Origin of the sequence: Advenella mimigardefordensis DPN7 (assembly GCF_000521505.1) — a bacterium.
Lineage (GTDB): Bacteria > Pseudomonadota > Gammaproteobacteria > Burkholderiales > Burkholderiaceae_B > Advenella > Advenella mimigardefordensis.
Window position 1 is genome coordinate 2,472,372 of the sequence record NZ_CP003915.1, and the last position, 17,815, is coordinate 2,490,186.

The window sequence follows — 17,815 nt, forward strand, 5'->3', positions numbered from 1 at the left end:
GCCGCCACTAAAGTCCGGCCGCAGACAACCCCGCTACAGCAATAATAGCTGCGCCTCCACTTCGTCAATATCCGCAAAAGCGCTGATACCCAGGCCAATCAGCCGATACAGCGACTGACGCTTATCCAGCTCAACCCGTTCCAGCAGCGAGGCTGCGGCCTGCCTGACTTCATCCAGCGAATAAATCGGACTGGAATAGGTCTGCGATCGGGTCACGATCCTGAATGATGCGCTCTTGAGCTTGAGCGTGACGGTGCGACCAAACTTGCGTTTGCGCAGCACCTGATCCCATAATTTTCTGGCAATGGCATCCAGCGGATCCTGGAGCTGCAGATAAGGTAAATCCCGGTCAAAGGTCGTTTCTGTGGAGATCTGCTGCGACTCCTGATTGGTATCGACCTCACGTAAATCGATGCCGCGCGCCAATTCGTATAACCGATGGCCATAACGTCCGAAATGATGCGTGAGCTCCCACTCACTGCGCAGGCGCAGGTCTGCAACGGTCTTCATTTGCAGCCTATGAAATTTTGCCAGCGTCACCCGTCCCACGCCCGGAATCTTTTCAAGGGGCAGGTCCTGCAAAAACGCCATGACTTTGGAAGGCGGAACCACACAGATGCCATTAGGTTTATTCCAGTCCGAGGCAATCTTGGCCAGAAACTTATTGGGTGCCACCCCGGCCGATGCGGTAAGCGACGTCTGCAGAAAAATCTCCTCCCGTATCCGGTTGGCCACTTCTGTCGCAGACGCGATACCCTTGTGATTCTGCGTGACATCCAGATAGGCTTCGTCCAGCGACAGCGGTTCAATCCGGTCAGTGTATTGCTGAAAAATGGCGCGCACCTGCCGCGACACGTCGCGGTACAATGTGAAGTTGGGGGAGATATAAATCGCATGCGGGCACAGCTCCCGTGCCCGCCTGACCGACATGGCAGACCGCAAGCCATATTTGCGCGCCTCATAAGAAGCAGCAACGATCACCGAACGAATGCTGTCCCAGGCAACAACCACAGGCAACCCCTTGAGTTGTGGATTTTCCCGCAACTCAACAGAAGCATAAAATGCGTCCATATCAATATGGACAATTTTTCGTGTCATGGTTCCAGACGGTCAGTTCGTATTACAATGACATTGTAGCGATTCCCGCTAGCCCTCATTCCTGGTACTTCAAACTAACATGCAAAAATTTTTCGCAGTGACTGCCCTTCTCATTGCCCTTGCCGGTTGCGGTGTGCACCAAGGCCATTACAACGGTGCCCCGGCTTTGCCCAGCGATGCGCCACCTCCAACTTCTTTGCTTTCTGAATAAATCATGACGGGCGAACCTGGAATACAAACAAGCCTGACCCGGCCAATCCATAATGGGATTGAAGTACTGGCACAAGTCAACGGCCTGGCGCTGGACATCTATCTGATTGTGGAAGAAGTAGACTTTGACCGGATCCCGGATATTCTCCCAAAAGCGCGTTTTGAGCAGGACGGCCAGATCCATGTCTCCAGCCTGGGCCTTGAAGATGAACCAATAGAAGACGAAATGGAATCCATTCTGGCCAATATGGATTCAGACGACACGGTTCTTTTTTTCTGCGCGGATACCGAGGCCTTTAATATAGCGCTTGATTTTATCAATTACGCCGGCTCTCGGTCGTTTCTGCCCGTCAGCTAACACAGCGCTACCCGCCCACGGACACCAGGCATTACGAGAACGGCACGCCCTTTTAACCGCAATGCAACGAGATACGCCGGCAACAGCAGACTGGCCCATCGCATTCCACCAGCCGACTATGCTGGCAGCAACTGCACCCGGGCGGCGGACCGCCACTTTATTATCACGCAGTAGTTCCTGCACAAACACCGACATGTTTTTCCGATCTTGCGGCACCAGCAACCACACGTGTTTCCTGGCGCGCGTGAGTGCGACGTAAAACAATCTGCGCTCGTCAGCATGCTCAAAGCGCTCCGGCTGCGGCAGAAAGGATTCGATCACAGGATCAGCTTGCCTGCCTGGCGGAAAGCCATAAGTCCCCGCAGCCATATTCAAAATCAAAACATAATCAGCTTCCAGCCCCTTGGATGCATGCACCGTGCTGGCGCTGATCCGCAAGCCAGGATAATGCCTGGCATAAGCGTTCAACTTGTGACTGTCCGGCAGCAAATGCGCAAATCGCGCCAAAATAAGCACCGCGCTTTTTTGCGTCGATTGCGCCTGCTGCAGCCTTGACAGGATAACCGCCAGGCCATCCTGCTGCCGGGCAACCGTAATGACGTGTGGTTTGTCGTTGTTCGTAGCAAACAGCTGCTTGCGATTCTGGGATGGGTTTTTCATCAGAAAGCCGCTACTGACTTGACACAAGGCCTGATTGAAGCGAAACGTACGACTCAGGGGCACGATTCTGGCCAGAGGATGAACCTGTTCAGCGAACTGCGTACTGTATCGAATCTCACTACCGGCAAAACGATAAATGGCCTGCCAATCATCGCCCACGCAAAAAAGCCGCAAGTCCGGTCGTTGCCGCAGCATAGCCGCAATCAGCGCAAACCGTGGTGACGAAATATCCTGGAACTCATCAATCAAAATATCACGCCAGGGAACCATAAAGCGACCAGTGGCGACATACTGCGTTGCCCTTGCGATCATCTCATCAAAATCAATATCGCCATGCGTATCCAGACGTGCCTGATAGGCACTCGCCAGCGGCTGCATCAACTTCGTGATCACCGAGAGACGACGCCGCTGACAAGGGGTCTTCAGTTCAGCCGGTTCGGTGTTGGCAACCGCTAGCGACCTGAATTGACGATAGAGCGGCAACACCGTTGCCAGCATCTCCACCAGCGATGACCAGCGCGCAGAATCAAATAAGCCTTGCAGGCAGGCACGATACCGGCTTTGCTGCCACTGCGTGTTTTGATATGAATTACTTTGACTTTGCCCATTCCCGGTGCGACATGATGTCTTGTCTACCGCACTTATCTGTGCAGGTTCATCACATTCCCACAGCAAGCGATTTAATCGCTCAATCAATTGCCAGATATCGAATACATAGCCCGGCTCTTCCCAAAGAATAATATGACGAGTGCCATAAGTCTGGTGAATGCCCGCAAGCCGATGCGACAGCACAGCGGCAGCGCATTGCTCATCTGCAGGCCTTGCACAATCGAATACATCAATATATACGGCTGTATTTCGCAGGTAAAAAGTGCTCCGATACGGGCGGCGTCGGGCCAGGAATACTGAATGCGGATAATGTTTACGATAATCGTATTCAACGCCCATCAAACACAAGGCATTGGCCACCAGACAATCAAATGGATTACGCACAACTTCGCCACGAAGTGTCTGCAAGAGACCGGCTGAACATGCGCTCAGGTAATGAGTGCGCTTCGTAAACTCGCAAGCCAGTACAAGATCAGGTTCCACTATCGCAAAATACTCAAACAACAAGCCAGCATAGTCTGCCGAGTTCGTCGCCAGCTGCAGCATTTGCTCATGAATAAAACCCGTCAACGCCTGCGGGTTACTGCAAAGCTCAGTCAGCACAGGCTGATTGCCTTCGACCTCACGCACGATGCGCAGACCGAGACTGTGAAAGGTGCTTGCCGTAAAGCCCTGTATTGGCCAGCGTGCTGCCAGGCGGCGTTGCAGGCGATCATCGATTTCCAATGCCGCCTCTCGGGCAAATGCAAGGCAGAGAATGTCCGCAGGCCGGGCCAGCCCATGCGCAATGAGAAACGCCACACGTCCCGTCAGCGTACTTGTCTTGCCTGTGCCTGCCCCCGCCAGAACCAGTGTCGCAGGCGCATCCGATACACACGCCCGACGCTGCTCCTGCGTCAGTGGAGTACGCTCAATACTGTCGAACAAATCCGCGTAGCGCGCCAGACATTCGTCCGGGTTGTCGTTGCTGGTCGTAACTTCGTTGCTGGTCGTATTGAGTGGTTGCATTCGGTGTCTGGGTTGATATTGGCCAATACCAACAGATTAATGAATGCAAGCCAATGCCGGCGTTATATGCGGGCTTTTTTATCCTCTGTGCTATTCGCACATTGGTTGATCTTTACTCGGCGGATTGAACTGGTATGGCTTTCCTGAACAAGGATCACGCAGAAAAAAAACCGATAGCGTCGTAACGGTATCGGTTTTTCTATAGCAATTGGCAGGCAGATCTGCATGATGACGTAAACAGCTGTCGAAACTGCTCGCGCTATTTATGCCTGCAGATCACGCCTTTGGCCAGGCAACATGACACCGGCCACGCGCCAGCGATTAAGGCTTGGGTCGGGACAGATCCTGAGCAGGTTGAGCGTTACCACCCTGTTGCATAGGCACTGGCTGACCCGGCGTGGCAGACTGGTTCACTGGCTGACCATTAGGGCCATACACTGTGGTCGTGCTGGTACCCCCTGGAGGCACAGTGCCTGCAGGTACTGCTTCAACAGGTTGATTTTGTTGTGGAACCTGACCTGGTGTGACAGGTACTGTTGTTTCCGTCATACGCAGTGTTGGCTCAACATACATATCCTGGGATTTGGCCCAAGCCGAACGGGTATCCTTTGCCTCGCCCAGCGCATGCCGGGACAGATTATCTGACGGCTTAGCGGCGTGTACGTTTACTGATGCTGCAGTTGCGAGAACGATCATAGCGGGAACGAGAAATTTTTTCATAGAAGTACCCCTTTAAAAGACATAAACAAAACTTATACGACTCTCATAATAACAACAGAATCACAGTTGAATGTAACGGAATGCATACAAATTGAACATATCACTTCTCGCAATGGAAAAAATGCTTACGCTCAACTCAATACGTTACAGGATATTCTTTTATTACTATAACTGAATTTAATTAAAATAAAAGTGCATGATTAATAATCCGATACAATACAGCCACCAGACAATACAGCCTCAAGAGGAGTTCGTGAATGAAAAAACTGCTATTGCTTCTTGTCCCTATCGTGCTGGCCGGTTGTGCATCCAGTGGGCTGGACGTAACAGATCGCGGCAATTACGGTGTTAAATGCTCGCCTGATGCAAAAACGCCACCGAACTGGGAAATGTGCATGCAGACTGCCCAGAAAACTTGTGGCTATCAGAAACCTGTCAATATTTCACAACACAATCCTACTGGCACCGGTTCACCAGAAGACACCTACTTCATCAATTTTCAGTGTCAATAGGCGCCAGACACCATAGTGATGTCGTCTCGCGCGCACGCGCTTCATGCAGTGGATCGGAACTATCGCTTGCGCGAGCGTGAGTCGGTTTGGTCTCATAAACAGCCATGACGCGCAGACCATTATTGCTGAAGTGCCGCGCCATTGCGTTCGGAGCGCGTAAACCCAGCAACTGGGCAAGGTCTGACATAATCAGCCAGATCTGGCCACCCGGGCTCAAATGCTGCCGGGCGTTTTGCAGATAGCCCTGCAACATTTGTTCATTCGGATCGTAGACGGCCGCATCAAGCGATGAGGTCACTTTGCCCGGTAACCAGGGGGGATTGCATACCAGCAGATCTGCCCTGCCCTCGGGAAAAAACGGCCGCTGCTGCACAGATATCTGAGCACCCAGCTGCAGCCTGTCCACATTTTCCTGCGCGCATGCCACCGCAAGCGGCGAAGAATCGGTCGCAACGATCTGTGCGATGCCTCGTTTAGCTAACAGAATAGACAACACACCGGTCCCGGTGCCAATATCAAATGCACTGTGGCATTTTTCCGGCAATGCTGCCTGCATGACCAATGTAAGATACTCGGCCCGGGAAGGTGAAAATACGCCGTAATGCGGGTGGATCCGAAAATCACAGTTGGCAATGGGAACGCCTTTGCGGCGCCACTCATACGCGCCAACAACGCCAAGCAATTCCCGCAGTGACACCAGCATGGGCGGATGTGCAGGCCCGTATACCTGAAGCAGCGCCTGCTCCCAGTCTGGTGCCCGGCGTAGCGCAATTGAATTATCCGATTCAATCCTGATAAGGACCAAGCCCAGCAAACGCGCCCGCTGCGCCTGCTGCATCCGATACCGATGAAAGCGTGCGGCCAGCGGCTCGTCAGCGGAAAGACGGGCCGTTTTGGTTTTGCGATCCAGGCGACGCCCCAGAGCCTGCAAGAGCTGCCTGCCATTCTGGAAATCCCCGCGCCAGAGTAAACCGATGGCATTGCGCATTTTTTTCAACGCCTGATCAGCCCGTATCGTATCGTCGGCATACTCGATAGCTGCTGGCGCAGCAAAACCGGCTTCTGAATGCCAGACAGCCGCGGGCTCGCCCTCAGGCAGTTGTTCGCACCAGGCCGGCGCGCCACCTGTCGTCTGTTCCGTATTCATCTAGTTCATTTCCCCTGGATTGCAATCCTGTACTGTTTATCACCGGTAACATGCTTTTTATCGCTCTCAACAACGACGCACACACATACGCGCATATTGTATTGAGCACGCTGCCAGTGAAAGCGCAACTTAACGCGAACAACAACGCATTGTGCCATAAAACATGTCCTATACCAGCCTTGTATAGATAGCGGTGGTCCGTATAGCCAGACGGTGCACTTACATCCCGGCCTGGCACTCCGCCAAACTGGCAGCGCTTACGCCGACCTGTCCAGAGGATGAATACAGCGATATCTCTGCTACTTACAAAATACTGAATGCATTCATGATAAATTATGAAAATAATTTACACACCAGGTCATCCTGAGATTACCTGGTCATTTTTTCCGGGAGTATATTCAATGACATCTGTATTGCGTAACGTCGCCATTTCTGCAGCCCTGGTCTGCGGGATCGCCGGCACGGCCCAGGCCGAAACAGCCAACTACGAAGTCGAGCCCACCCACACATTTGTGACCGTGGAAGTCGTACACTTTAATACGTCGACACTGCGTATTCGCTTTGATGATATCCAGGGCACGATCGCCGCCGATGCCAAACAGAATAAGGGAAATGCGGATATAAAAATAGTAACCGGATCAATCAATTCAGGCACCAAAGCGTTTGATGATCATTTGAAATCAGCGGATTTTTTCAATGCCGAAAAATACCCGGACATCACCTTTGCCGGCAAATCGTTTGAATACAAAAATGACAAACTTGCCACAGTAGGCGGCGATCTCACGCTGCTGGGCCAGACTCACCCGGTCACGCTGAACAATACCAATTACAATTGCTATTTCCAGCCGGTTCTGAAAAAGAACATCTGCGGCGGTGATTTCGAAACCACGATCAAACGTTCAGAATGGGGTATGAACTGGGGCATCGACATGGGCGTTCCCGACGAAGTGAAAATACTGGTTCAGATCGAAGCCATTGTCAAATAACCACGATGAACATTTTCAGAAGAGATGGAAACGTGCGCTGATCAGCCTAGCGCGCCTTGCCTGGCATTTCTCTGTCACTTCACCATAGCCGTTGGCCTCGTCAACGGCTGTTTTTATGCCCTGTATTTTTACTGCCTGACTTTACTGCCTGACAATCCCAACCCATTCTGAGCGGCAGTACTTCGGATACGGACCGTTAATCTGTCCTTTACCTGCACCCGGCAAGCCGCGACCGGACGGCCCTCCCTTCGTATTTCATTCATTATATTTCTCTTTGTAGCCGTTCTAAAGTTGTATATACTTTCGCGCAGGCGGGCGTCTCCCCGGCTAATATTTCTCGCTTCTGGAAAATTCGAACATGCATTCAATAATCAAAAAAACCACTGTTATCACATCGCTGATTTTGTTGGCCGCCTGCTCCTTCGGCCGGACTGACCCCTACGCCGAATTCACCGCGCAGGAACAGGAATCAGACAAAGCGGAAACCGCAACCGCCGCCGACTTCGCCAATAAATATCCGCCCGCCTCGGTAAGCCGCTGTGAAGCCATGACGCAGGAATCCTATGAAAAAGGAACGCGATGCTACCGGGTCATTAATCGCAACTGGGAACGCGACTATAAACAGGCTTATGATAATGCAGACAAACGCACTCGCCCCGTGTTAAAACGGTACTACTCCAGTTTTTCCTCGTATTATCTGGCCCCAACAACGCCAGCAAAACAAAAGGCTGCTGAACGTGCCTATGTGCAACTGCAACGCCGCATAGGCTCCTGATCACGCAGACCAGGCGGGCTGTACGATCCAGATCGGGCCGCCTGCCCATATCGAGCGTTGCTATTTAAAAGGAGCGGTGCAATGTCATATCAGGGAAGCTGCCACTGCGGGGCAGTCACTTTTACAGTTAATGCAGAATTACCAACGCAGGCGCTCAGTTGCAACTGCTCCATATGCAGACGCAACGGCTCTCTCCTGACCTTTGTTTCCGCCGATCAGTTTCAATTGCACAGCGGCAGTGATCAGCTAACAACGTACGCGTTCAATAAACACAAAGTCCAGCATCAATTCTGTAAAATTTGCGGCGTTCAATCCTTTTCGTCCGGCCAAAAACAGGATGGCACAGTCGCTTATGCGGTCAATTTGCGCAGCGTACCCGAGGCAGACCTTGACGCACTGGTGCTGAAAAAACACGACGGCGCTGCGGCTTAGCGTTACTACGTTGCACTCACCCATCAATCATTGGTCAGCTTTTTAACGAAACCGGCCACATAAGATTGAAAAAAATTCGTCACAATGCTATGATGCACGACTTAGCTGAATCGTATTACTAATCAACCTCTTCCCCAAAGATTAGCCAGATGTGATTTTCCGAAAATAGCTAAATGACAACATCGTCGGGGCGTAGCGCAGCCTGGTAGCGCACTTGCATGGGGTGCAAGGGGTCGAAGGTTCGAATCCTTCCGTTCCGACCAACAAAATCAAGGACTTACGAGAAATCGCTAAGTCCTTTTTTGTTTTACTGCACCAATTTCACCCGCTGCAGCACCGTGGCAACAGTGCGGTCGCAGTTATCGCCGTCAAATTCAAACATATCACGCGCGCTCAGATCCAGGTCACGGGCCAGCAACTTGCGCAACATCGCGTTGGCGCGATGATGGCGGCTGCGTACCGTCGCTTCAGGAATCCCCAGGCACAACGCCGTCTCCTCTACCGACATTTCTTCTACCGACCTCAGGACAAATACGATACGAAACGATTCCGGCAACTGATCCAATCGCGCCTCCAGCAGTGCACGCAACTGCCCGCGCGTTGCTTCATGGTACGGTGGGTTGCTATCGTTGATTAACATGGCATGTGTCTCGTTTTCGATATTGTCAGCCACGGAAAACAGCCTGCCACGTCGTTGCGTCTTTCGCTGGCGAGCAAAACACTCATTGAGCAGCATCCGGGAAAGCCAGGTGAAAAGTGAGGCATCGCCGCGGAAATGGTTTATTCCGCGATATGCAGCAAAATAGGTATCCTGCAAAACCTCTTCAGCCTCTGCATCGTTACGCAATATCGCTCGGGCCAGCCTGTACAGACGCCGGTTATGGCGACGCATCATCAACTCCAGTGCCGCCATGTCGCCTGCTGCGATTCGCTGTGCCAACACGATGTCCGTATTTTCGTCCGGATCGCCCGGTGCCAATGCTTCTCGTGCCATTTCGCCACTCCCCGAATACCTATTGCACCTTCAGTGTCGCCTGCATGCCAGGATGGTATCGGCACGCATAGCCGAGTGCTCCCTCCTCTTTGGCAGTATATGTCCAGGATCCACCGACCGGGATATTGCCCGAATCAAACTGCGAATCGCTAGCGCTTGCCGTATGTCGCACCAGATCATTATTAACCCACGTGACCTTATCACCCAATTGGATCGTCAGCACGGCCGGCACAAACTGCATATTCTGAATCGAGACGATATGTACTGTTGATGCCACCACTTTACTTGCGCCATGCGCCAGCGGCATCTGCAACAACCATACCGCCAGCAATGCAATGATCCATCCAATCGATCGTCGAAAGCCGACTCCCCCGATTAGGCCGGCTTCGCTCAGAGCTGGCTGGCCGTTCATTATTTCAATTGTCCCTGAAGATGTTTTGCGTGCGCCAGATGCGCAACAAAGGCTGGCCGCACTTTGATCAACAGCGCTTTCAGCTCTGCATTGTCTGCGTCGGGAATCAGGGTTTTATCCAGCGCATCAAGCACCGCTTCATGATAGGTTACTTCGTTATCAATATAAGCCTTGTCAAATGCCGCCCCTTTCAACAATTTAAGCTTTGCCAGATTACCGTCCCCAGCCGCCTGCAGCTCGCTGCTGGTTTGACTGGGCTGAGGCTTCACGTTTAATTTCTGCACAAGCTCAGTCGCCGAACGATTCACCGCGCTGTGATCAGCAACCATCAAATTGGCAAATGACCGCACATCCTTCGACGCAGATGTCGATGCCGCCAGCTTGCCCGCATCCACGTCTACCTGGTTAGCGGTGACAACAATCGCAGCAATTTGCGCGTCAGTAGGCCCGCTGTCTGTTGCTGCCGACGCACAACCTGAAAGGGCCGTAACCAGAATCCATCCCATATATAGTGATTTCATTTTGCATCCTTTAGTATATATTTATGACAAAACGAATTGGCAGCCTAGCCGGCCGCAATAACGCCGTTCATTACATTGGATGTCACCAGAATCGCTGGCGTTCCGGATATTAAAAAAATCCAGAAATATTTCAGCCCGCATCAAAACGGCTTTTGCTGCGGCTTTTATGTTTACACTGACTTGGCTGTTCGGGATTGATATATGCATGAAAGTAAATGCGCCCGAATCAGTTTATTAAGGAGTATCAGAATGAACACACAGTTTTCCATCCGTCACATTCAAACGTTTCTGGCCACCTCTGCCCTGGCTCTGGGCCTGACTATCGGCTGCGCCAATGCCGTATTCGCACAGGTACAGCCGCAAAGTTTCGAGTCGATCCAGTACATTACGGGTGGCATCGGTAACGCTGAACAGAATGAAATGAAAAGCGCCGAGAAAGACTATAACCTGCTGATGACATTTTCGGCAGTGAAAGATCAGGCATTCCTGTCCGACGTTGCCGTGCAGATTGTTGATAAGGACAACAAAAAAGTATTTGATGTGACCAACACCGGGCCTTATCTCAATGTGAAGCTGCCCGATGGCAAGTATGAATTGACCGCCACCTATAAGGGCGAAACGCGCAAACATGCCTTCACGTTGACCAAAGGTAAAACCGAAACGGCGGTATTGCGCTGGCCAGCTGAATAACGCCACCCGCTTCCTTTATTTTAATTTTAAGGGTGAAGAGACAGTGGTTTCTTCACCCTTAATCCGTATAATTGACGCTATTGTTTGTATTCATGGAAATGAAATAATGGCTGATCTGACCAAAATCACCTGCCTGGACGACTTGCAACGCATCGCGCGGCGTAAAGTGCCGAAGATGTTTTATGACTATGCGGACTCGGGCGCATGGACTGAATCCACTTACCGCGCCAATCAGGAAGATTTTCAAAAGATCAAGTTCCGCCAGCGTGTCGCTGTTGACATTGAAAACCGCAATTTGCGCAGCAAAATGCTGGGGCACGATGTGACCATGCCCGTGGCGCTGGCGCCCACCGGCTCAACTGGCATGCAGCATCCCGACGGGGAAATTCTTGCTGCGCGCGCTGCAGAAAAATTCGGTGTGCCCTTTTGCCTGTCTACCATGAGCATCTGCTCCATTGAGGACATTGCCGCCCATACCTCTGCTCCCTTCTGGTTCCAGCAATACATCATGCGTGATCGCGACTTCAACGAACGCCTGATTGATCGCGCCAAGGCAGCCAACTGCTCGGCTCTGGTGGTGACGCTGGATCTGCAGGTACTCGGACAACGCCACAAAGATATCAAAAACGGCCTTTCTGCGCCGCCTAAACCAACCATCCCGAATCTGCTCAATCTGGCGTTAAAACCGGAATGGGTATGGAAAATGTCCAGGACGCAGCGCCGCACTTTCGGCAATATTGTCGGCCATGCCAAGGGGGTGGATGATTTATCCTCGCTATCTTCATGGACGGCCCAGCAGTTTGACCCCAGCCTGAACTGGAATGATATTGAGTGGATCAAAAACCGCTGGGGCGGCAAACTGGTGCTCAAGGGCATCCTGGATCCGGAAGATGCACGCCTGGCCAAAGAAACCGGCGCCGATGCCATTGTTGTGTCAAATCACGGTGGTCGCCAGCTTGATGGTGCTTCTTCGTCCATCGCCATGCTCCCGTCCATTATCGACGCGATCGGCACGGAGGGCCCGGAAGTGTGGCTCGACAGCGGCATTCGTTCCGGTCAGGATGTACTGCGGGCGATTGCGTTGGGCGCCAAAGGCACCATGATCGGACGCGCCTTCCTGTATGCGCTGGGTGCCTACGGCGAACAAGGCGTAACCAAAATCCTTGAGATTATTCGCAATGAGCTGGATATTACGCTGGGGTTCTGCGGGCAGACCGATATTAATAAAGTCACTGCCGATATCTTGTTGCCTGCGCAGCGGTAATCTGCAAGTACACGCTTTGGGCAGCCGGGTTGCCTAAAGGCAAAAAAAAAGCAAAAAAAGGCAAAAAGCCGTGATTGACGTTAAGTGAATCACGGCTTTTTTGTGTGGCTCTTATTCGTGCGGCTCTTATTCGTGGGAGGCTTTTTCGTGGGAGGCTTTTTCGTAAGCAGAATGGGTGGCATTCGCCAGAACAGCGCAATGCTGCTCTGGGCAGTGATCACACTGCAACGGTGTAATCGAGCCAGAACCCACCACGGCAAAGAAGCAATCAGGGCGCGACCATTTGGTCGAAAATTTTCATGACGCTATTGAGTTCTGAGCGGATGTATTGCAGATCCTGCGCAGACAAACGAACCGCAGCGTCTTGATCGTGCTGGGCATCGCGGCCGTCGCTCAGGCGATTGCGTGCCCCGCTGATGGTAAATCCCTGTTCATACAGCAGATCACGAATTTTGCGGATGAGCAGTACTTCATGATGCTGATAATAACGGCGGTTACCGCGGCGTTTAACCGGGTTCAGCTGCGTAAACTCCTGTTCCCAGTAACGCAGAACGTGAGGCTTGACGCAGCACAGCTCGGATACCTCACCGATGGTGAAATATCGCTTTGCCGGAATCGGTGGCAACGCAGTGATGGAAGGTATTTCAGTCTGATTCATGCGCAGATTGTAAACCCAAACCGTCTTTTAAGGAACTACTTTAATCGATGAGCGTAAGATCCGGATTATATTCATCCCCCTGCTCCACGATTCCCTTGAGCTTCTGACTCGCGTGGAAGGTAACGACCCGGCGCGCAGAGATAGGGATGACCTCGCCGGTCTTGGGATTGCGACCCGGTCTGGCGGGTTTGTCGCGCACCTGAAAGTTGCCGAAACCAGACAGTTTTACTGAATCGCCCTTGGCGAGCGACTCGCGGATTTCCTCAAAAAAGGTATCCACAATATCCTTGGCTTCCCGTTTGTTCAATCCAACGCGCTCAAACAGCAACTCTGCCAATTCTGCCTTGGTTAAGGTATTGTTTTCTTCCAACATGCTCTTTCCCTTCCTGTTCTATCTTTTACGAACGCCATGCTTTTGAACCAGCAATTCAAGTACTGCATTCATGCACTGGTCTACTCGTGTGTCTTCCAAGGTTGCCACCGGGTCCTGCAGCGTAAACCGCAAGGCCAGACTACGCTCCTGCTGCGCTGACTGAGGATCCTTCCAGACATCAAATAATGCAATATCCTTAATAATATCAAGGAATTGCCCATCTTGCTGATTATTCTCCAATGTGTCAAGCAAGTCCTGCAATTTCACGGTCACCGGTGCCCAAATCGCCAGATCCCGGAACACGGCAGGCTGTTTTGCCACTTCCGTATAGTGGGCGAACCGCATTTTCTGCAATGCTGCAACATCCATTTCGAATACCACCGGCGCGTGAACCAGCTCATTGTCCTGTACCCATTGTGGATGCAATTCGCCCACAAAACCAATCAGCTCGCCGTTAAGGAGGATACTGGCACTGCGCCCCGGATGCAGGGCGGGATGGCTGACCGGCTCAAAACGCAGGTGCTGCAGCTGCTGGCTGCACAGGCGCTCGATATCGTTCTTGACGTCGAAGAAATCGGTCTGACGCACGGGCAGGCCCCACTGCTCCGGCTCTGCCGGACCCCAGGCCGCTCCGGCCAGATGTAACGGCTGGCGTACCCCTGCCACGCTCAGATCACCATCGGTGACGGCGCTATCACGAACAAAGATACGTCCCAGCTCAAAGACCCGAACCCGGCTTTGCTGGCGCTTCTGGTTATATTGAATATTGGCTATCAGTCCACCGATCAGGCCCGAACGCATCACTTCCAGCTGGCTGGCAATGGGATTGAGCAGTACGATCGGATCGCTGTTACCCATGTAATTGCTTTCCCAGTCTTTCTGCACGAAGCTGAAGTTCACCACTTCCTGGTAGTCCAGCGCAGCCATAAGATGGCGCAACTGGTGCTGGGAGCGGCGGGTTTCGTTCGTGGACAGCATCGTGGCGGATGTTTTCGGCGGAATACTGGGGATATTCTCGAATCCGTAAATACGGGCAACCTCTTCGATCAGGTCTTCCTCTATTTCCAGGTCAAAACGGAATGACGGAGGAATCACGGAAAATACACCGTCCTGCTCAGTAAACTGAAAATTCAACTTGGTAAAGACATCACGCACCTGCTCCTCGGTGACGTTCACACCCAGCACCTTGCGGCATCGGGCCAGGCGCATAGACACGGCAGGCCGCGGCGGCAATGCGATCGTTTGATCGCTGACAGGACCTGCCTGCCCACCACAGATTTCGAGAATCAGACTGGAAATATACTCGATGTGCTCAACCACGTTCTGGAAATCAACACCACGCTCGAAGCGATGGCTGGCTTCGGAACTGAACTTGTAGCGACGAGCGCGACCGGCAATAGCATCAGGAAACCAGAAGGCGGCTTCCAGGTAAATATCCGTTGTATCCAGAGAGACGGCTGTTGCCGCCCCGCCCATGATGCCGGCCAGGCTTTCGATCGTCTCACCCGCAGCGATCACGCCCACATCGGGCGCCAGCTGCACTGTCTGATCATTCAGCAAAGTCAGGCTTTCCCCTTCTTTTGCCCAGCGCACGGTAAGCCCGCCATTGATTCTGGTCAGATCAAATACATGACTGGGCCGGCCCAGTTCCAGCATGACGTAATTGGAAATATCCACCAATGCCGAGACCGAACGCTGGCCTGCACGCTCCAGCCGGCTTTTCATCCAGTCAGGCGTGGCCGCTCTGGCATTCACACCACGGATGATCCGGCCCGCAAAGCGACCGCACAGATCCGGTGCGTCGACCGTGACCGGCAATACGTCCTGATGCGTCACGGCCACTGGTGCGCAGACGGGCTCGGTCAACGATGCGCCAGTGAGCGCACGCACTTCGCGCGCCACCCCCAGAATGGACAGGCAATCGGCACGATTAGGCGTGAGCTTTATTTCGAAAATAGTGTCGTTCAGATCCAGCGCGCTACGGATATCCTGGCCGATTTTGGCATTGGCGTCCAGCTCCAGCAATCCGCCATGATCCTGGGACAGCCCCAGTTCACGCGCAGAACACAGCATACCGAAAGAATCTTCGCCGCGCATGCGCGCCTTGCTGATCTTGAAATCGCCTGGCAGCACTGCGCCGATCCGCGCCAGAGGCACTTTCAGTCCTTCAGCAGCATTCGGCGCACCGCAGACGATCTGCAGGGGCTCGCCAGAGCCATCATCTACGGTACAAATGCGCAGTTTATCTGCATTGGGATGGGGCCTAACCGCCATGATATGCGCGACCACGATCCCCGAAAATGGCGGCGCGACAGGTGCGGTCCCTTCGATTTCCAGACCCGCCATCGTTAACGTATGGGACAGCTCGTCGGTGGAAATCGATGGATTAACGAAAGATCTTAACCAGGATTCAGGAAATAACATGATGTCTTTTTTCTAGGTTCAAAGAGAGAGTAAAAGCGTAGGGATCAGCGATTGAACTGACGCAGGAAGCGCAGGTCTCCCTCGTAGAACTGCCGCAGATCATTCACGCCATAGCGCAACATAGTCAGACGCTCAATGCCTGACCCGAACGCGAATCCGATGTATTTTTCCGGATCCAGACCGAAATTGCGCACCACCTCCGGATGCACCTGACCTGAACCGGAAATTTCCAGCCAGCGGCCCTGGTTGGGGCCGGAGGTGAACATCATGTCGATTTCAGCAGACGGCTCGGTAAATGGGAAAAAAGAAGGTCGAAACCGCACGCTCAGGTCGTCGGTTTCAAAAAAAGCTTTCAGAAAATTCGTATACACCCCTTTGAGGTCAGCGAAAGAGATGTCTTCCGCGATCCACAGGCCCTCGACCTGATGAAACATGGGTGAATGCGTTGCATCGCTGTCCACACGATAGGTACGGCCGGGCGCGATTACTTTGATCGGCGGCTTGTTCATGCGGGCGTAACGCACCTGCATGGGACTGGTGTGCGTGCGCAGCAGAAAAGGCAGGCCCCCGGCATCATTCATGTCCACGTAGAACGTATCCTGCATGGAACGCGCGGGATGGTTCTCCGGATTATTCAGAGCAGTAAAGTTGGTCCAGTCATTTTCGATTTCGGGGCCATCTGCCACATCAAAACCGATACTGTGGAAAATTTCTTCGATACGCTGCCACGACTGGATGACCGGATGGACGCCACCCATGGCACGCCCCCTGCCGGGCAGCGTCACGTCAATGGTTTCCGCAGCAAGACGCTGGTTCAATTGATCCCGTGCGAACTGTTCGCGACGCGCAGTGAGCATTAATTCAATTTGCTGCTTGACGCGATTGATGCGGGCGCCTTCGGCCTTCTTCTGATCAGGCGGCAGCTGTGCCAGCCCTTTCATGAAACCGGTAATAACCCCGTTTTTCCCAAGAAATTTTGCTTTTTCATTTTCAAGCGAAGCCGAATCGGCTGCCTGCTCGAATTTGTCTTTAGCCTGAAGAATCAGATCGTCCAGCGATTGCGTCATGAAATGTCCATTCTTGAAATAACAAACGGGACCCGAAACGAGCCCCGTTTGTAATACAGCACAAATTTAAATCGTCAGTGGATCAGGCGCCCAGGGCAGATTTGGCCTGTTTGACAACAGCGGCAAAACCCGCTTTGTCGTGGACAGCCATATCAGCCAGAACCTTGCGGTCCAGTTCAATAGCGGCCTTTTTCAGTCCGGCGATAAATACACTGTAAGTCATGCCGTTTTCACGGACTGCCGCGTTGATACGGGTAATCCAGAGAGCACGGAATGTACGTTTCTTATTGCGACGGTCACGATATGCATACTGACCAGCACGCATGACTGCCTGTTTGGCAATACGGAACACATTGCCGCGGCGGCCACGATAGCCTTTAGCTGCAGCAATAACTTTTTTGTGACGAGCACGTGCGGTAACACCGCGTTTTACGCGAGGCATAATTTAACTCCTATCAAGCAAAAGGCATCATGGCTCGTACAGAAGCCACATCAGAATCATGGACGGCTGTTGAACCGCGCAGATGACGTTTGTTTTTCGTGGTTTTCTTTGTCAGAATGTGGCGTTTGAAAGCCTGACCACGCTTGATAGAACCGCTACCGCGTACGATAAAGCGCTTGGAAGCACTTTTCTTGGTTTTCATTTTGGGCATAACTAATACCTGCAAATGTGGATAAAAGGTGCCTAATAACCGTTTATTAAGACTTTGCTAACCCGTATCCTTCTTTCCCGTCACGATCCGCTCGAACCCCCTGGCTCACTGCCACGCTTCCGGATACCCGAAAAGCAGTTAATCCATGGCGCCTACGGTCTGCGGGAAACCATTGATTATACGATGATTTTTTCTCCACCGCCAGCAGTTCAGCCTACCAGAGCTGATAGAAATGCCGAATAGG

At 52.5% G+C, this 17,815-nt stretch carries 20 protein-coding genes and 1 tRNA gene; 8 read left to right on the top strand and 13 right to left on the bottom strand.

All coding sequences use genetic code 11. The features are described from left to right. Positions 1-33: 33 nt before the first annotated feature. Positions 34-1,098: a DNA polymerase IV gene (dinB, locus tag MIM_RS11380; RefSeq protein ID WP_025372884.1), complete on the bottom strand. Its 1,065-nt coding sequence runs from the start codon at positions 1,096-1,098 to the stop codon at positions 34-36. Between the two features lie 214 nt (positions 1,099-1,312). Here dinB and MIM_RS22910 point away from each other — a divergent pair, with 214 nt between their 5' ends. Further along, complete coding sequence (locus MIM_RS22910) at positions 1,313-1,666, top strand: hypothetical protein (protein ID WP_144084637.1); 354 nt, start codon at positions 1,313-1,315, stop codon at positions 1,664-1,666. Here MIM_RS22910 and MIM_RS11390 read toward each other — a convergent pair. Both MIM_RS11390 and MIM_RS22135 read right to left on the bottom strand, forming a co-directional pair. Further along, a complete protein-coding gene (locus MIM_RS11390; RefSeq protein WP_025372886.1) occupies positions 1,562-3,943 on the bottom strand; it encodes a UvrD-helicase domain-containing protein in 2,382 nt (793 codons plus the stop codon). The genes MIM_RS22910 and MIM_RS11390 overlap by 105 nt on opposite strands. A 321-nt stretch (positions 3,944-4,264) precedes the next feature. After that, entirely contained in the window at positions 4,265-4,663 is a 399-nt protein-coding gene (locus MIM_RS22135; protein WP_025372887.1) for a hypothetical protein, read from the bottom strand. Positions 4,664-4,920: 257 nt separating this feature from the next. On the opposite strand from MIM_RS22135, the gene MIM_RS11400 reads away from it, so the two are divergent. Continuing rightward, on the top strand, positions 4,921-5,175 hold the full coding sequence (locus MIM_RS11400) for a hypothetical protein (protein ID WP_025372888.1): 255 nt from the start codon (positions 4,921-4,923) through the stop codon (positions 5,173-5,175). Here MIM_RS11400 and MIM_RS11405 read toward each other — a convergent pair. Continuing rightward, complete coding sequence (locus MIM_RS11405; RefSeq protein WP_025372889.1) at positions 5,156-6,322, bottom strand: methyltransferase; 1,167 nt, start codon at positions 6,320-6,322, stop codon at positions 5,156-5,158. The two genes, MIM_RS11400 and MIM_RS11405, sit on opposite strands and share 20 nt — an antisense overlap. A 401-nt stretch (positions 6,323-6,723) precedes the next feature. On the opposite strand from MIM_RS11405, the gene MIM_RS11410 reads away from it, so the two are divergent. The 4 genes from MIM_RS11410 to MIM_RS11425 all read left to right on the top strand — a co-directional run bounded on the left by MIM_RS11410 (position 6,724) and on the right by MIM_RS11425 (position 8,778). Beyond that, complete coding sequence (locus MIM_RS11410) at positions 6,724-7,308, top strand: YceI family protein (protein ID WP_025372890.1); 585 nt, start codon at positions 6,724-6,726, stop codon at positions 7,306-7,308. Positions 7,309-7,666: 358 nt separating this feature from the next. After that, complete coding sequence (locus MIM_RS11415) at positions 7,667-8,083, top strand: hypothetical protein (protein ID WP_025372891.1); 417 nt, start codon at positions 7,667-7,669, stop codon at positions 8,081-8,083. 81 nt (positions 8,084-8,164) lie between these two features. Continuing rightward, on the top strand, positions 8,165-8,515 hold the full coding sequence (locus MIM_RS11420) for a GFA family protein (RefSeq protein ID WP_025372892.1): 351 nt from the start codon (positions 8,165-8,167) through the stop codon (positions 8,513-8,515). Between the two features lie 186 nt (positions 8,516-8,701). Continuing rightward, a tRNA-Pro gene (locus tag MIM_RS11425) sits at positions 8,702-8,778 on the top strand. Between the two features lie 44 nt (positions 8,779-8,822). On the opposite strand, the gene MIM_RS11430 is transcribed toward MIM_RS11425, so the two are convergent. Genes MIM_RS11430 through MIM_RS11440 form a run of 3 tightly spaced genes read right to left on the bottom strand, consistent with a single transcriptional unit; the run spans position 8,823 to position 10,442 of the window. Then, a complete protein-coding gene (locus MIM_RS11430) occupies positions 8,823-9,509 on the bottom strand; it encodes an RNA polymerase sigma factor (RefSeq protein WP_025372893.1) in 687 nt (228 codons plus the stop codon). A gap of 19 nt (positions 9,510-9,528) precedes the next feature. Further along, on the bottom strand, positions 9,529-9,921 hold the full coding sequence (locus MIM_RS23505; protein ID WP_025372894.1) for a cupredoxin domain-containing protein: 393 nt from the start codon (positions 9,919-9,921) through the stop codon (positions 9,529-9,531). Next, positions 9,921-10,442 carry a DUF4142 domain-containing protein gene (locus MIM_RS11440; RefSeq protein ID WP_025372895.1) on the bottom strand — a complete coding sequence of 174 codons (522 nt, stop codon included), beginning with the start codon at positions 10,440-10,442 and terminating at the stop codon, positions 9,921-9,923. Before MIM_RS11440 ends, MIM_RS23505 begins: the two co-directional genes overlap by 1 nt. Positions 10,443-10,691: 249 nt before the next feature. Between MIM_RS11440 and MIM_RS11445 the strand changes: the two genes are divergently transcribed. Then, entirely contained in the window at positions 10,692-11,132 is a 441-nt protein-coding gene (locus MIM_RS11445; RefSeq protein ID WP_025372896.1) for a hypothetical protein, read from the top strand. A gap of 106 nt (positions 11,133-11,238) precedes the next feature. After that, on the top strand, positions 11,239-12,396 hold the full coding sequence (locus tag MIM_RS11450) for an alpha-hydroxy acid oxidase (protein WP_025372897.1): 1,158 nt from the start codon (positions 11,239-11,241) through the stop codon (positions 12,394-12,396). 268 nt (positions 12,397-12,664) lie between these two features. Here the strand turns inward: MIM_RS11450 and MIM_RS11455 are convergent, their stop codons facing one another. The 6 genes from MIM_RS11455 to rpmI form a co-directional block, all read right to left on the bottom strand. Further along, positions 12,665-13,054 carry a MerR family transcriptional regulator gene (locus MIM_RS11455; RefSeq protein ID WP_014750763.1) on the bottom strand — a complete coding sequence of 130 codons (390 nt, stop codon included), beginning with the start codon at positions 13,052-13,054 and terminating at the stop codon, positions 12,665-12,667. 40 nt (positions 13,055-13,094) lie between these two features. Further along, a complete protein-coding gene (locus MIM_RS11460) occupies positions 13,095-13,427 on the bottom strand; it encodes an integration host factor subunit alpha (RefSeq protein ID WP_014750764.1) in 333 nt (110 codons plus the stop codon). Between the two features lie 18 nt (positions 13,428-13,445). Further along, complete coding sequence (pheT, locus tag MIM_RS11465; protein ID WP_025372898.1) at positions 13,446-15,851, bottom strand: phenylalanine--tRNA ligase subunit beta; 2,406 nt, start codon at positions 15,849-15,851, stop codon at positions 13,446-13,448. 44 nt (positions 15,852-15,895) lie between these two features. Next, positions 15,896-16,918, bottom strand: coding sequence for a phenylalanine--tRNA ligase subunit alpha (gene pheS / locus MIM_RS11470; protein ID WP_025372899.1), 1,023 nt, complete (start codon positions 16,916-16,918; stop codon positions 15,896-15,898). 82 nt (positions 16,919-17,000) lie between these two features. Then, a complete protein-coding gene (gene rplT, locus MIM_RS11475) occupies positions 17,001-17,360 on the bottom strand; it encodes a 50S ribosomal protein L20 (protein ID WP_025372900.1) in 360 nt (119 codons plus the stop codon). Between the two features lie 13 nt (positions 17,361-17,373). Then, positions 17,374-17,571, bottom strand: coding sequence for a 50S ribosomal protein L35 (gene rpmI, locus MIM_RS11480; RefSeq protein WP_025372901.1), 198 nt, complete (start codon positions 17,569-17,571; stop codon positions 17,374-17,376). Positions 17,572-17,815: the final 244 nt, after the last annotated feature.

Bases quoted from the DNA above. Each gene is read 5' to 3' on its own strand.
- dinB (WP_025372884.1), bottom strand. From the start codon at position 1,098: ATGACACGAAAAATTGTCCATATTGATATGGACGCATTTTATGCTTCT.
- MIM_RS22910 (WP_144084637.1), top strand. From the start codon at position 1,313: ATGACGGGCGAACCTGGAATACAAACAAGCCTGACCCGGCCAATCCAT.
- MIM_RS11390 (WP_025372886.1), bottom strand. From the start codon at position 3,943: ATGCAACCACTCAATACGACCAGCAACGAAGTTACGACCAGCAACGAC.
- MIM_RS22135 (WP_025372887.1), bottom strand. From the start codon at position 4,663: ATGAAAAAATTTCTCGTTCCCGCTATGATCGTTCTCGCAACTGCAGCA.
- MIM_RS11400 (WP_025372888.1), top strand. From the start codon at position 4,921: ATGAAAAAACTGCTATTGCTTCTTGTCCCTATCGTGCTGGCCGGTTGT.
- MIM_RS11405 (WP_025372889.1), bottom strand. From the start codon at position 6,322: ATGAATACGGAACAGACGACAGGTGGCGCGCCGGCCTGGTGCGAACAA.
- MIM_RS11410 (WP_025372890.1), top strand. From the start codon at position 6,724: ATGACATCTGTATTGCGTAACGTCGCCATTTCTGCAGCCCTGGTCTGC.
- MIM_RS11415 (WP_025372891.1), top strand. From the start codon at position 7,667: ATGCATTCAATAATCAAAAAAACCACTGTTATCACATCGCTGATTTTG.
- MIM_RS11420 (WP_025372892.1), top strand. From the start codon at position 8,165: ATGTCATATCAGGGAAGCTGCCACTGCGGGGCAGTCACTTTTACAGTT.
- MIM_RS11430 (WP_025372893.1), bottom strand. From the start codon at position 9,509: ATGGCACGAGAAGCATTGGCACCGGGCGATCCGGACGAAAATACGGAC.
- MIM_RS23505 (WP_025372894.1), bottom strand. From the start codon at position 9,921: ATGAACGGCCAGCCAGCTCTGAGCGAAGCCGGCCTAATCGGGGGAGTC.
- MIM_RS11440 (WP_025372895.1), bottom strand. From the start codon at position 10,442: ATGAAATCACTATATATGGGATGGATTCTGGTTACGGCCCTTTCAGGT.
- MIM_RS11445 (WP_025372896.1), top strand. From the start codon at position 10,692: ATGAACACACAGTTTTCCATCCGTCACATTCAAACGTTTCTGGCCACC.
- MIM_RS11450 (WP_025372897.1), top strand. From the start codon at position 11,239: ATGGCTGATCTGACCAAAATCACCTGCCTGGACGACTTGCAACGCATC.
- MIM_RS11455 (WP_014750763.1), bottom strand. From the start codon at position 13,054: ATGAATCAGACTGAAATACCTTCCATCACTGCGTTGCCACCGATTCCG.
- MIM_RS11460 (WP_014750764.1), bottom strand. From the start codon at position 13,427: ATGTTGGAAGAAAACAATACCTTAACCAAGGCAGAATTGGCAGAGTTG.
- pheT (WP_025372898.1), bottom strand. From the start codon at position 15,851: ATGTTATTTCCTGAATCCTGGTTAAGATCTTTCGTTAATCCATCGATT.
- pheS (WP_025372899.1), bottom strand. From the start codon at position 16,918: ATGACGCAATCGCTGGACGATCTGATTCTTCAGGCTAAAGACAAATTC.
- rplT (WP_025372900.1), bottom strand. From the start codon at position 17,360: ATGCCTCGCGTAAAACGCGGTGTTACCGCACGTGCTCGTCACAAAAAA.
- rpmI (WP_025372901.1), bottom strand. From the start codon at position 17,571: ATGCCCAAAATGAAAACCAAGAAAAGTGCTTCCAAGCGCTTTATCGTA.